Here is a 13298-nt window from a genome sequence, read left to right on the forward strand (position 1 = left end):
GTGGTCCGGGAGTGTCGGCTCTTTTGCTACGCCAGATTGTGAGTATGTCAATACCGCCGATGGTTCCCTAGCGTCCCAAGGCGGTTGCTTCGCTTACCTTGGCGAAGCGCTCCAGCGTCAGCACTGCATCGGCAAAACTCTGCGCGCGACCGTCCAGCACCGGACGGGCGAGCTGCAGGAATTTCTGCGTCATTGCCTGGTCGCTCGGGAACGAGTTCGGCTCGCCGGACGGATCGGCGTAGATCCGTTCATGCACGCCGTCCTCGGTGGTGATCGACACGCGGGCGCCGAACGGATGGGTTTTGCCTTCAAGCCGTTCGTCGCGCACCACGTCGAACTTGTCCGCGAGCGCATCGATCGCCGGGTCGCCAAGCCGCGTGTAGTCGTCCCAGCCGAAGCTGCCCTGCTCCAGCGCCAATGCGCCGGTGAAGAACATCGAGAACTGACCGCCGACGATCGAGCGCGGATGCCGCTTGGTCGGCGCGTCGCCGGTGAGCGTGATGCCGTTCTTGTGCAGCCCGACTTCGACGCGCGTGATTTGCGCCGGCGTCAGATTGTGCTCGCGGCGCATCGCGATCAGCGCGTCGATCGCCGCGTGAGTGTAGCGGCAGCTCGGATACGGCTTCACGCCGATCTTCATGGTCTCATAGACGCTGCCGAGGTCGGCCACCGCTTTGTCGTGATGCGGCGTGTCGGTGTAGCCGACCAGCAGACCATGGATGCCCTCGACCGACTCGGTCGATCCGATGAAGCCGTTCTTCGCCAGCGTCGCGGCGATCACGCCGTTCATCGCGGCGGCGCCGACCTGATAGCGCTTATTCCACGCACCGTTGACCAGGAATTGCAGCGAGCCCGCGGCCTGGCTGCCCGACACGCCGAACGCTGCGACGATCTGATCCTGCGACAGGCCGAACAGCTTGGCGGCGGCGGCCGCGGCGCCGTAGGTGCCGGCGGTTGCGGTCGGGTGGAAGCCGCGCGCGTAGTGCGAGGTCGGATCGAGCGCGTTGCCGAGCCGGCAGCACACTTCATAGCCGGCGACGATCGCGGTCAGCACATCGCGGCCCGAGGCCCCGACCAGTTCGCCGACAGCAAATGCGGCGGGTACCACCGGGGCCGAGGGATGCAGCGACGAGTCGGCGTGGGTGTCGTCGAAATCGAGCGAATGCCCGAGCGCACCGTTCAGCAGCGCCGCCACCGCCGGGGTCCAGCGCTTGTCATCGCCGAACACCGTGGAGTCGCCGGTTCCGTCGAGCGACAACGCCTGCAACATCTGTAGGATCGACGGCGTCGATTCGGCTTCGCGCCGGGCGCGGATCGCGCTGCCGAGGAAGTCCAGCGTCAGCAGCTTGGCGCGCGCCAGAACGTCCTGCGGAATGTCGGTGAATTGCAGCGCGGCGACGTAGCCTGCGAGCGTGGCGGTTTCGTTGGCCATCTGGGCTCCCTCTTTTGCGCGGCACGTTAGGCGCGCCGCGGACGCGGTTCAAGCCGCGCCGGTGCAGGGCCCATCCGCAGTGGTGCGGATTTGCGCGGTGCGCAGGGCCGTGCTCTCTGGCGCGGGTGATTCCGCGCCAGACGGTGCAACCGGAACGATTGCTGCCGCCGATGACATCCTCCAGGACACGCCTGCTTTCGCAATGGAAACCGCGCCAGCCACAATGGGGGCTGGCCCTGCGTATCACCCTCGCGGCGCTGCTTGCGCTTGGGGTCGCGCAGAGTCTGCATTTGCATCTGCCGCTGTGGGCGGTGCTCACCGCGATCATCGTGACGCAGACCAGCGTCGGACGGTCGCTGAAAACGGCGGGCGATTATCTCGTCGGCACCATCGGCGGCGCGATCTACGGCGGCGCCATCACGATCTTCGTGCCGCATCACAGTGAGCTCGGGCTGCTCGGCGCCCTGGCGCTGGCGGTCGCGCCGTTGGCGCTGCTGGCGGCCATCAAGCCCAATCTCAACGTCGCCACGGTGACGGCGATCATCGTGCTGCTGGTGCCGACCATCACCAAGGTGGAGCCGCTGGCCTCGGCGATCGACCGCGTGCTCGAAGTCGGGGTCGGGGCGATCGTGGGGCTCGCGGTGTCGTTCGTAGTGCTGCCGTCGCGGGCGCAGGGGCTGGCGCTCGCCGCCGCGGCGCGCTCATTGGAGCTGATGGCCGATGCGCTCGGAGCGCTGCTGGCCGGCCTGACCAAGGGCCTCGACAACGACGCGCTGCACCGCCTGCAGGACGGCATCGGCGCGTCGCTGGTGACGCTGGCCGAAATCGGTGCCGAGGCGCAGCGCGAGCGGAACGCCGGGCTGTCGCGCGGGCCGGATGTCGCGCCCTTGGTCCGCACCCTGCTGCGGCTGCGCCACGATCTGGTGATGGTCGGTCGCTCCGTCACCGCGCCGCTGCCGCCGTCATTGCAGGAGCGGCTCGGGGGCGCGATCGACAATCTGCGCCTTGCTGCGACCTCGCATCTGGCCGCCTGCGCCGAGGCGCTGCGCCAGCGCCATGCGCCGCCACCGCTGGGCCCGATGGAACAGGCGCTGGCCGCCTATGCGGCCGAGGTCGCCGCGGTGCGGCGCGACGGGCTGATCCGGGCGCTGCCGGGCGATCAGGCCGAACGGTTCTTCGCGCTCGGTTTCGCCATGGAGCAGCTCCACCAGAACTTCCGCGACCTGGAAATGCGGGTCACCGAATGGGGTCAGCCCAGCAAGCCGACCGCGCGGGTCGCGTAGCTCAGATCTTGTAGACCATCACGAACACGGCCGCGACCAGCGGCACCGTGGCGATGATGCCCCAGACCAGCCAGGTCTTGGCGTCGCGCCAGTACTGCGCCGGGATTTCGCCGCCCTGGGCGAAGCTGCGCGCAAGGCGCGCCTGCCGGATCTGCAGCGGGATCAGGATGCCGAGCCACATCACGCCCGAGACCACGAACAGGATCTGCCCGGCCACCAGCCAGAACGAGGTGAACAGCGGCATATCCTTCACCAGCGCGGCGCCGTAGCCGCCGATGATGATCAGGACGATGCCGGCCAGGGTGAAGATGAAATCCGAGACCGTCACGCCGCGCTGCGCATGCGCCACGATCTTCGGATCGCGCGTCATGTCGGAGAACGCCTTCCAGAAGGCTGTGATGGTGACGTTGCCGACCAGCACGACCACGCCGACGACGTGGAGAAACTTGAACACATCATACATCGGGTCTGTTCCGCGCCTGTGCCGTCGTGACCAGCACCCCGCCGCGCCACTGCTCGAATTTTCGCTTTGTGCTCATTGTTTTGGGATGATTTGTCAAATCGACCTTCGTCGCCCGGAAAGCTGCAGCGCTTTGGAATAACGCGCGTATCGCTGGGCGCATGCGTTTTCGCTCCCACATGGCCGGGTCTGCTTCAACACGCCGCGCGTGACGTCGATCCCCCCAGCCTTATCGCAGCCGTTCCGGATGTACGGCAGGAACGTTCAAACCGCTTTGCGGTTAGGCCGGCGTGACAGCGACAGGAGCTCACCTATGAAACAGGCATTGCTTGCTGCGCTCTGCTGCGCAGCAATCGGCACGTTCGCCGGCACCGCTTCGGCCCAGACCACCGGACCGGCGCCGCAGGATTCGACCAAGATGAACAACGGCATGTCCGGCGGCGGCTCGCCCGGCATGTCCGATAACGGCATGTCCAAAGGCTCGACCCAGGGCATGGCGACCAGCAAATCGAAAAAGCACTCCTCGAAGAAGAACGACGTGCAGCCCAGCAGCATGTCGAAGGGGCCCGCCAAGTAGCTCGCGTTTTCGGGATTCCTCCCCGACTATGGCCCGCAGCAGCAAGCTGCGGGTCTTTTTGTGACCGCGGATCTTCGGCTGGCGCAGACCGGCTGGTCGCCCGCGCGGGCCTACCATATTGCACCGCAGCAATTATATCCGTGCCAGGGCAGGGGCCCAGACCAGGAGCGACCGTGTCACTGAAAGACCATATCGATTTCCTCGGCCAGCTCCGAAAAATGCACAGTCTCAATGGCTTGGCTTGGGGCGAGGCGGCTCACGACAGCCGGCTCGCCGAGACCACCGCGTTCGGCGCCAATCCCGGCGACTTGCGGATGTTCTCGTTCGTCCCTGAGGGGATCACCCAGAAGCTGCCCCTGGTCGTTGTCCTGCACGGCTGCACCCAGAATGCCGCCGGCTATGAGATCGGCGCCGGCTGGTGCACGCTGGCGCAGCGTTACGGCTTCGCGCTGCTGCTGCCGGAGCAGACCCGCGCCAACAATCCCAACACCTGCTTCAACTGGTTCGCGCCCGACGACATCCGCCGCGACAGCGGCGAGGTCGGCTCGATCCGGCAGATGGTCGAGCACATGGCGCGCAGCCATCACATCGACCGTGCGCGGATCTTCGTCACCGGTCTGTCGGCGGGCGGCGCGATGGCGGCGGCGATGCTCGCGACTTATCCGGACGTGTTCGCCGGCGGCGCAGTGATCGCGGGCTTGCCTTACGGTGTCGCGCTCAATGTGCGGCAGGCGCTGAAGGAAATGCGTCACGCTTCGGCGCGCACGGGCCATCAGCTCGGCGATCTGGTGCGCGGTGCCACTGCGCACAAAGGACCATGGCCGAAGCTGGCGGTGTGGCACGGCGATGCCGACCGGACGGTCGATCCGGCCAATGCCGACGCGCTGGTCCGGCAATGGCTCGACCTGCACGGGCTGCCCGAGGCGCCGATGTCTCAGAACAAGATCGACGGCTATCCGCACCGCGTGTGGTGGAATTCGAGCGGCGAGACCGTGGTGGAATCCTACACCATCACCGGCATGGCGCATGGCACGCCGCTCGGTGCAGGCGCCGGGGATGAACGCTATGGCGTTGCCGGCGCCTATTTGCTCGATGTCGGGATTTCATCGTCCTACCACATCGCGCAGTTCTTCGGCCTGACCGGGCGGGTCTATCAGACGCGATCGCCGGAAAAGACGGCGGTGGCACGAGCCGCCACGGATGGACATCGCTCCGGTGCGACCGACACTCCTCACCGCAAGTCGCAGCAGCGATCCAACAAGGCCGGCGCGTCGGATGAGGCGTCTGATAGCAAGCGCGGGCTCGATGTCGGCGCTGTGATCACCCGCGCCCTCACCGCCGCAGGATTGATGAAGTAAGCGCTGGGTTCCCTGACTGGGTGCACCAATTATGCGCACGCGACGGTGCAGCGGGGTACGGAACGGATCGCCGAAACGAGACTTGTCAGACCACCTTTCACCGAACGGGAGTCTGACCATGATCAATCGTTTTGCCGGAACCGCTATCGTCGTCCTTGCCCTTGCGGCGCCTGCTGTGGCCAACGCCCAGGGCGTTCCGGGCGGCATCGAGCGTGGTGCGCGCGATGGTGAGCGCGCCGCAGGTCCGGTCGGCGCGGTGGTTGGTGGAACGATCGGTGGCGTCGTTGGCGGCGTAGCCGGCATCCTGGGCGTCGACGATCGTCCGCAGTTCCGTCACTACGTGGTCGAGCAGCGTCATCCGTCGTTCCGCTATCGTGACGAAGTTCGCGTCGGCGTCGTGCTGCCCTCGGACGGCGTGACCTATTATGAGGTGCCGGATCGCTTCGGCCGCGCCAGCGAATATCGCTATACCGTGGTGAACGATCGCACCGTGCTGGTCGATCCGCGCACCCACAAGGTCGTCGAGATCATCGAATAATCGAACGACCTGATGAACGAGGGGCGGGCCGCGTCGGAGGGGACGCGGCCCGTTCTCTTATGTTCAGGGCCGCGCGCGCTGCAGCGTCTCGGAGGGCTTTTCGCCGAACATGTCGCGATAGTCGCGGGCGAAGTGGCCGAGGTTGGAGAAGCCGCAGGACAGCGCGGCTGCGGTCACGGTGGTCGGCGTCGATCCGTCCGACAGCAAATTATGGGCGTGCTGCAGCCGCACCCGCTTGGCGAACGCCATCGGCGAATACCCGCGGCTGCGCTGGAACGCCTTGAAGATGCCGCGCGAGCTGATGCCGGTGAGTGCGGTCAGTTTTTCGATGGTGATCGGGCGCATCCAGTTGGCTTCGATGTATTCCTCGACCTGGCGGACGTGCTTCGGCGCGATGCCGTGCGACTCGCGCTCGAGCTGCCGGCTGTAATTGTGCCGGAAGGCGCTGAGGAATAGCAGGGTGATGGCCTCCTGCAGCTCGCCCAGCACCACCGGCGGCAGCGGGCTGCAATTCAGCTGATTGGCCAGGAAGCACAGCATCCGGCGCAAGTTGACCACCTGCGGCGCTTCGTTGTTGGCCGCCGGCTCGAATTCGATCGACGCCTTCGGCTTACAGCCGAGCAGGGTGGTCAGCTTCCGCTCCAGCGCCGTGGTGCTGACGCGCAGCAGGCTGAAACTGTAGGACGGACCATATTCGGTGCGTGCATTGCGGCCGGGCGAGATGATGCCGGCCTGCCGCGCGTTGATCGCTGTGCTGGTGCCGCCGCTGCGGGTGATGAATTGCCCCGACAGAGCGATCTGCAGCCGCGCACATTCCCCTCGGGGAATTCGACCACGATCGAACCGGTGCCGACACCGAAGGCGAGCGCGATGTCATCGAGCTGGACGAAATTGCTGCGCGCGTGGAAATCGGCGCAGATCGGGCCTTCCACCAACTTGGCGCCGTAAACGGAGCTCAAGGCTTGGCGCAGTTCTTCCGGATCGGCGGTGTCAAACGCGGGGTACCGGGAGAGAGGTTCGTTGAGAAGCTCGACGGTCATCTCCGATTACGTCTCCAGTCCGCACGCAACATTCCGGCCGATCCTGGTAACAGAACGAGGGAACCGTAGGTCCTCGTAAGATTCCCAGGTATTTGCGGAAAATTGGACGTAGCAGCCGGCAATAGGTTCAAACGACTGACCAGGGCACCGTTCGGCGGCCCCCGCGCAAGGCATTTCAGCCAGCGCGAACGAGTCGCGCCGGCCGGGTCAGCTCAGAAAAACGGAAGAGCCGGAGGTGGCGGTCAGGCTTCGCCGGTCAGGAATGGGTTGGTCAGGCGCTCCTGACCGAAGCTGGAGCCGGGCCCGTGACCGCAGATGAAGCCGACGTCGTCGCCGAGCGGCAGCAGCTTCTGAGTGATCGACTGGATCAGTGTGGCGTGGCTGCCGCCGGGCAGGTCGGTGCGCCCGACCGAGCCGGCAAACAGCACGTCGCCGACGAAGGCGAACCGCATCGCTTCATTGAAGAACACGACGCTGCCCGGCGAATGGCCCGGGCAGTGCAGGATCTGGAAGCTCAGCTCGCCGATGCTGACGCTGTCGCCGTCGGCGAGCCAACGGTCCGGGGTGACGTCGCGGACGCCGTCGATGCCGAAGCTGCGGCCGGAGTTGACGACATTGTCGAGCAGGAACTGGTCGTCGCGATGCGGGCCGATCACCTCGACCTTCAAGGCATCGCGCAGATCGGCGGCGCCGCCGACATGGTCGATGTGGCCATGGGTGAGCCAGATTGCGCCGACCTCGACATTGGTCTTTTCGATCGCAGCCAGGATCTCCGGCACGTCGCCGCCGGGATCGACAACCACGGCTTTGCGGGTCGCTTCGCACCACAACAGCGTGCAGTTCTGCTGGAACGGCGTCACGCGAATGATTGCGGCGCCGGCTTTGGCCTTGGTCTGGGTCTCGGTCATGGCCGGACAATGCCGCGTCGATGAGGGTGAGTCAAAGCTCGGCTCACCCTCCGGTATCGCCGCTCACGCCCGAACCGCCGACAGCGCTCGCTATCGCTTGAGCTGCGCTTTCAGGGTCGCCTCGACCTCGCGGTCGAACGACGAAGCCTGCTTCGGCTGCTTGTCGCGCTGCGCCATCAGATAGGCATCGCGCTGCTTCACCAGGGCCGCGAGTTTGTCGTTGAGCGCCTTGCGGGCCGTCATCTGGGCGTCGAGCTTGGCGGCACGTTGCTCGGCCGGCAGCGCGCGCAACTCCGGCGGCAGGTCCGCGTCCTTGACCTGATCGAGCTTCTGCCGCCCGGCCAGCACGTCGCTGACCAGATCGCCGCCGCCGGTCACGGCCTCGGACGAACTGCGGGCGCGCTTGTTGATGTAGCTGGCCATGTCGGACGCCGAGGCCGGCGCTGCGGCCGCGACCTTGGCGAGCTGTCCGGTCTTCTCTTCGGTCCGCCGCTGCATCGGCGCGGGGCCGTAGGGGATGACGGTGCCGTTGATCTGCTTCTGCAGGATGATGATCTCGTCGTCATAGGGCGTCTGGATCACCACGATCTGCCCGCCGTCCTGCGGGATGGCGATGTAGCGGCCGCGGCCGCCGTCGGCGATCTCGCGCCACACCCGCGCGGTGTCCTGCGCGGTGCCGGCCTGCACCGCGTTGACGATGATGTCTTTCTGCCGGGCGACTGCCAGGGTCTCGGGGTATTTGGTGTCCTGCGCGTAGTCCATGTGCGGCGGAGCATCGCCGACCAGGAAAACGATGCGGCGGGTGTCGCCGCCCTGCCGCCAATGCAGCTTGTTGATCGCCGTATCGAGCGCCTCGTTGACGCTTTCGGGCCAGTCGCCGCCGCCGCGCGCCTGTAGTTGCAGGAGCTGGCCGTAGAGGTCCTGGATGTCGGTGGTGAGGTCGACGCTGCGGACGACGTAGTCGTCGCCGATGTCCCGATAGGCGACCAGCCCCATCCGGATGTCGGCGTCGGGATTGTCGTCGAGGATGGTGGTGGCGATCGACCAGATCTTGCGCTTGGCGCCTTCGATCAGGCCGCTCATCGAGCCGGTGGTGTCGAGTACGAATGCGACTTCGACCGAGGGCCGCGCCTGCGCTGCCGTCGCGAAGGAGAGTGGAAGCGCCAGCGCGGCGGCAGCCAGCGCGGTTTTGAGAGTGATGCGTTTCATCGTGATGGTCTCCGGCGCCCCCGCCAAGCCCGCAACTCAATGCTCCGCCGTGCGGCGCCTTCGAAAATGGTGCCGTCGCAACGGTCCTGCGGCCGAGATCGGAACTGACGGGACCGGTTGGGCACCCGCTCCGACTTCGGCTAGACTTGGACGCGATGGAATCGAATGCCGTTCAAATGATTCTGCCGCGCGATCTGCGGCAGTCGGAGACCGCGCTCAGCATTGCGCGCGGCACGCAGCGGCTGCTGCGTTCGCTCGGCTTCGCCTGCGTCAGTGAGCTATCGTTGCCGTCCGGGCGGCGCGCCGATCTGGTGGCGCTGAACGAGCGCGGCGAGATCTGGATCGTGGAGATCAAATCGTCGATCGAGGATCTGCGGGCCGATCACAAATGGCCCGACTACCGGGCGCATTGCGATCGGCTGTTCTTCGCCTTCACTCAGGATCTGCCGTGCGAGATTTTTCCGGCTGAGACCGGGCTGATCGTGGCCGACGGCTACGGCGCTCATCTGCATTGCGAAGCGCCGGAGCACAAGTTGCCGGCGGCGACCCGCAAGGTGATGATGCTGCGTTTTGCGCTGGCCGCCGCTCAACGCCTTGGCCGCCTCGCCGACCCGCAGGGATTTGCCGAAGGGTAGTTATCCCGCCGTCATTCCGGGGCGCCGCGTGACAGCGAGCCCGGAAGCCCGATGGGTTGTTCGCGCGTCAGATTCCGGGTTCGCGAACGTTGTTCGCGCTCCGGAATGACCAGACTGATAATCGACAGAGGGCTTTGCTTACCGCGGGGCGCGTTTGGCGAGGATGCGCTGCAGGGTGCGGCGGTGCATGTTGAGTCGGCGCGCGGTCTCGGAGACGTTGCGGTTGCACATCTCGTAGATGCGCTGAATGTGCTCCCAGCGGACGCGGTCGGCCGACATCGGGTTCGGCGGCGGTTCGGATTTTTCGTTGCCGGTCGAGAGCAGCGCCGCGACGACGTCGTCGGCGTCCGCCGGCTTCGACAGATAGTCGACCGCGCCCATCTTCACCGCGGTCACGGCGGTGGCGATGTTGCCGTAGCCGGTCAGCACGATGGCGCGGCAATCGGGGCGCTCGCGCTTCAGCGCCGAGACCACATCGAGGCCGTTGCCGTCGCCGAGACGGAGATCGACCACGGCGAATGCCGGTGCCGCCTTGCCGATCTGGGCGAGACCGCTGGAGACGCTGTCGCAGGCCGTGACCGCGAAGCCGCGCGTTTCCATGGCCCGTGCCAGCCGGTCGAGGAACGGCTTGTCGTCCTCCACGATCAGCAGCGAGCGATCGGTGTGGTCATTCAGTTCGGGAATGGCGTTCACGGCGGGGCTCCTCGTCGAGTGTCACAAGATATGGGGGTGCGACACCGCGCTGCCAAGAGCGTGCGCCTGCGACCGGAGCGCGCGGGGCAGGTCAAGCCATTGTTTCTTCGGTCTTTTCGATAGTCTCGAAGCGGTTCCTGGGCCAACTGAGCTGGACGATGGCACCATGATCCGGGAAGGTCTTGTTGCGGAACTCGACCTTGGCGCCGGTTCGCTCCAGCAAGGTCCGGGCGATGAACACGCCGAGGCCGAGGCCTGACCGCTCGCGATTGGGATCGTCGGCGCTGCGGCGGCGCGACAGATAAGGCTCGCCGATCCGGCGCAGCACGTCCGGCTTGATGCCCGGACCGTCGTCCGACACCACGATCTGCACGGTCTCGGCGTTCCACCAGGCATTCACCTCGACGGCGTTGCGGGCGAAGTCGACGGCGTTCTCCAGGATATTGCCGATGCCGTACAGGATCGCGGGGTTGCGCATCACCACCGGCTCAGGTTCGCCGTGCTGCGCCAGCCGGATCTTGATGGCGATGCCGAAGTCGCGATGCGGCGCCACTGCCTCCTCGATCAGCGTCGACAGCGGCATCCGGTCGAACGGCGCGCCGGCCGACGACAACTGGGCGATCTTGCCGAGGATCTCGCGGCAGCGCTGCGCCTGTTCGCGCAGGGTCCGCAGGTCGGAGGCCATCTCCGGCGGGGCGGTTTTTTCCAGTTCGCGCGAGATCAGGAAGATGGTCGATAGCGGCGTGCCGAGTTCGTGCGCGGCCGCGGCGGCGAGGCCATCCAGCTGGGTCAGATGCTGCTCACGCTCCAGCACCAGTTCGGCCGCCGACAGCGCGTCGGCGAGCTTGCGGGCCTCTTCGGTGACCTGGAAGGTGTAGAGGCTGGTAACGCCGATCGCGAGCAGGATCGAGAGCCAGACGCCGACCAGATAGATCCGCGGCAGCGCCACCGGCTCCTCGCCGGCCCAGGGCAGCGGCAGATGGCTATAGCCGAGGAATGCCGCGCAGCCCGCCGCGAAGATCCCGAGCGAGATCGTCATCCGGGTCGGCAGTGCGGTGGCGCTGATCAGCACCGGCCCGAGGAACAGGAACGCGAACGGGTTCTGCAGGCCGCCGGTAAAGTATAGCAGGCCCGCCAGCTCCGAGATGTTGAGCGCGAGCAGCAGCGCGGCGTAGATCGGCTCCATCCGCTGCATCGGATTGAAGGCAATCTGCAGCGCGAGGTTGACCAGGCCCGACACGGCGATGATGACGATGCACGGCATCACCGCGAAGTCGAATTCCAGCCCTTCCGAGACCACGAAGATCGCGGCGAGCTGGCCGAGCGCCGCCAGCCAGCGCAGGCGCAGGATGGTATCGAGGCGAACGTGGCGCCGCGGATGCCGGAAGTCGGCGGAAATCAGATCATCGGACATGCGCCGGACAGTAGCGTCGGCGGCTCGGGATGCCAATTGACGCCGCCCGCGGCGGATCGCCCGGCGGCACGCTTGCGCTCACCGCCGGCAATCGCCAAACAGGCTCCATGATGGCGATCGATAGCGTTGACCGGGTCGACGACCCGGCGGGGTCTTCCTCCGTGTCTGCGGCGATTGAAGTCTCGAATCTGGTCAAGACCTACAAGACCACGCGGGCAGTGGACGACATCTCGTTCCGGGTGCCGCGCGGCAGTATCACCGGGCTGCTCGGCGGCAACGGCGCCGGCAAGACCACGACGATCGCAATGATCATGGGTCTGGTGCTGCCGACCGCAGGGCGGATCCGGGTGCTCGGCTGCGCGATGCCGGAGCAGCGGGCCGACGTGCTCGGCCGGATCAACTTCGAAAGTCCCTATGTCGACATGCCGTCGCGGCTGACGGTGCGGCAGAACCTGACCGTGTTCGGCCAGCTCTATGCGGTGCCGGATTTGCGCGGCCGGATCGCCGAACTCGCCGCCGATTTCGACCTGACCGACTTTCTCGACCGCGCCTCCGGCAAGCTGTCGGCCGGGCAGAAAACCCGGGTGGCGCTGGCAAAGGCGCTGATCAACCAGCCCGAACTGCTGCTGCTCGACGAGCCGACCGCTTCGCTCGATCCCGACACCGCCGACTGGATCAGGTCGCATCTGGAGAGTTATCGCAAGCGCCGCGGCGCCAGCATCCTGCTGGCTTCGCACAACATGCTCGAAGTCGAGCGGCTGTGCGATCGCGTCGTCATTATGAAGCGCGGCCGGATCGAGGACGACGACACCCCGTCGGCCATCATGGCGCGCTATCACCGGTCGACGCTGGAGGAGGTGTTTCTCGACGTCGCCCGCGGCCGAGCCCGGGATGCTGAATCATGAGAAGTCTGATCGCCGGCCTCGAACTCGGTCACGGCCTCGCCTGGCATCGCATCAGCGCCATGGTGCTGCGCTATTGGTACCTGCTGCTGTCGTCATGGCCGCGGCTGTTCGAGCTGGTGTACTGGCCGGCACTGCAAGTGATCACTTGGGGCTTTCTCCAGAGCTACGTGGCGCAGAATGCCGGGTTCTTCGCCCGCGCCGGCGGCACGCTGATCGGCGCGGTGATCCTGTGGGACATTCTGTTTCGCGGTCAGCTCGGGTTTTCGATCTCGTTTCTCGAGGAGATGTGGGCGCGCAATCTCGGCAATCTGATGATGAGCCCGCTGAAGCCGCTCGAGTTTCTGATCGCGCTGATGATCATGAGCCTGATCCGTCTCGCCATCGGTGTCGTGCCGATGGTGGTGCTGGCGATGACGCTGTTCGACTTCAACCTGTTCGGCTTCGGCCTGCCGCTCGGCGCGTTCTTCTGTAACCTGATCTTTACCTCGTGGGCGCTCGGCATCTTCGTGTCGGGACTTGTGCTGCGTCATGGCCTCGGCGCCGAGAGCATCGTCTGGAGCCTGATGTTCGGCGTGATGCCGCTCGCCTGCGTCTACTATCCGGTCGCGGTGCTGCCGCATTGGCTGCAGGCCGTCGCCTGGATGCTGCCGCCGACCTACGTGTTCGAAGGCATGCGGGCGCTGCTGATAGATCACCAGTTTCGCGGCGATCTGATGCTGTGGGCGCTCGGCATCAACGTGCTGCTGTTCGTGGCCGCGTTCATCAGCTTCCTGGCGATGCTGAACAGCGCCCGACGCCACGGCTCACTGATCCAGAGCGGCGAGTAGGATGAATCCGGACAGGCCT

General features: G+C 66.1%; 14 protein-coding genes. 7 read left to right on the plus strand and 7 right to left on the minus strand.

The genetic code is table 11. The features are described 5' to 3' along the window. Positions 1-67 precede the first annotated feature (67 nt). The gene (locus LRC39_RS02875; protein WP_346296269.1) at positions 68-1432 is read right to left on the minus strand and encodes an MmgE/PrpD family protein; all 1365 of its coding nucleotides are present in this window, start codon (positions 1430-1432) and stop codon (positions 68-70) included. 170 nt (positions 1433-1602) lie between these two features. On the opposite strand from LRC39_RS02875, the gene LRC39_RS02880 reads away from it, so the two are divergent. Beyond that, entirely contained in the window at positions 1603-2715 is a 1113-nt protein-coding gene (locus LRC39_RS02880) for an FUSC family protein (RefSeq protein WP_107357374.1), read from the plus strand. A 1-nt stretch (position 2716) separates the two neighbouring features. Here LRC39_RS02880 and LRC39_RS02885 read toward each other — a convergent pair whose 3' ends face one another. Then, positions 2717-3178: a DUF2269 family protein gene (locus LRC39_RS02885; protein WP_346296270.1), complete on the minus strand. Its 462-nt coding sequence runs from the start codon at positions 3176-3178 to the stop codon at positions 2717-2719. Positions 3179-3488: 310 nt separating this feature from the next. Between LRC39_RS02885 and LRC39_RS02890 the strand changes: the two genes are divergently transcribed. The 3 genes from LRC39_RS02890 to LRC39_RS02900 all read left to right on the plus strand — a co-directional run bounded on the left by LRC39_RS02890 (position 3489) and on the right by LRC39_RS02900 (position 5648). Next, the gene (locus tag LRC39_RS02890; protein WP_107354080.1) at positions 3489-3752 is read left to right on the plus strand and encodes a hypothetical protein; all 264 of its coding nucleotides are present in this window, start codon (positions 3489-3491) and stop codon (positions 3750-3752) included. Between the two features lie 173 nt (positions 3753-3925). Continuing rightward, entirely contained in the window at positions 3926-5110 is a 1185-nt protein-coding gene (locus LRC39_RS02895) for an extracellular catalytic domain type 1 short-chain-length polyhydroxyalkanoate depolymerase (protein WP_346296271.1), read from the plus strand. Positions 5111-5228: 118 nt separating this feature from the next. Next, positions 5229-5648, plus strand: coding sequence for a DUF1236 domain-containing protein (locus LRC39_RS02900; protein WP_107342771.1), 420 nt, complete (start codon positions 5229-5231; stop codon positions 5646-5648). A 63-nt stretch (positions 5649-5711) separates the two neighbouring features. Here the strand turns inward: LRC39_RS02900 and LRC39_RS02905 are convergent, their stop codons facing one another. From LRC39_RS02905 to LRC39_RS02915, 3 genes are all read right to left on the minus strand, one after another. Next, complete coding sequence (locus tag LRC39_RS02905) at positions 5712-6476, minus strand: AraC family transcriptional regulator (protein WP_346297466.1); 765 nt, start codon at positions 6474-6476, stop codon at positions 5712-5714. 454 nt (positions 6477-6930) lie between these two features. Continuing rightward, positions 6931-7596 (minus strand): MBL fold metallo-hydrolase, encoded by a 666-nt coding sequence (locus LRC39_RS02910; RefSeq protein WP_346296272.1) that lies wholly within the window; start codon positions 7594-7596, stop codon positions 6931-6933. A gap of 90 nt (positions 7597-7686) precedes the next feature. After that, on the minus strand, positions 7687-8805 hold the full coding sequence (locus LRC39_RS02915) for a vWA domain-containing protein (RefSeq protein ID WP_346296273.1): 1119 nt from the start codon (positions 8803-8805) through the stop codon (positions 7687-7689). A gap of 155 nt (positions 8806-8960) precedes the next feature. Here LRC39_RS02915 and LRC39_RS02920 point away from each other — a divergent pair, with 155 nt between their 5' ends. Next, positions 8961-9440 carry an MmcB family DNA repair protein gene (locus LRC39_RS02920; RefSeq protein ID WP_107354083.1) on the plus strand — a complete coding sequence of 160 codons (480 nt, stop codon included), beginning with the start codon at positions 8961-8963 and terminating at the stop codon, positions 9438-9440. Positions 9441-9578: 138 nt separating this feature from the next. Here LRC39_RS02920 and LRC39_RS02925 read toward each other — a convergent pair whose 3' ends face one another. Together LRC39_RS02925 and LRC39_RS02930 are read right to left on the minus strand one after the other, a co-directional pair. Further along, entirely contained in the window at positions 9579-10133 is a 555-nt protein-coding gene (locus tag LRC39_RS02925; RefSeq protein WP_107342775.1) for an ActR/PrrA/RegA family redox response regulator transcription factor, read from the minus strand. A gap of 91 nt (positions 10134-10224) precedes the next feature. Further along, on the minus strand, positions 10225-11547 hold the full coding sequence (locus LRC39_RS02930) for an ActS/PrrB/RegB family redox-sensitive histidine kinase (protein ID WP_107354084.1): 1323 nt from the start codon (positions 11545-11547) through the stop codon (positions 10225-10227). 107 nt (positions 11548-11654) lie between these two features. Here LRC39_RS02930 and LRC39_RS02935 point away from each other — a divergent pair, with 107 nt between their 5' ends. Further along, positions 11655-12452, plus strand: coding sequence for an ABC transporter ATP-binding protein (locus tag LRC39_RS02935; protein WP_264076596.1), 798 nt, complete (start codon positions 11655-11657; stop codon positions 12450-12452). Then, the gene (locus LRC39_RS02940) at positions 12449-13279 is read left to right on the plus strand and encodes an ABC transporter permease (protein WP_346296274.1); all 831 of its coding nucleotides are present in this window, start codon (positions 12449-12451) and stop codon (positions 13277-13279) included. The genes LRC39_RS02935 and LRC39_RS02940 overlap by 4 nt, the downstream gene beginning before the upstream one ends. Positions 13280-13298 lie beyond the last annotated feature (19 nt).

It is taken from the genome of Rhodopseudomonas sp. P1 (assembly GCF_039642825.1).
GTDB classification, from domain to species: domain Bacteria; phylum Pseudomonadota; class Alphaproteobacteria; order Rhizobiales; family Xanthobacteraceae; genus Rhodopseudomonas; species Rhodopseudomonas palustris_H.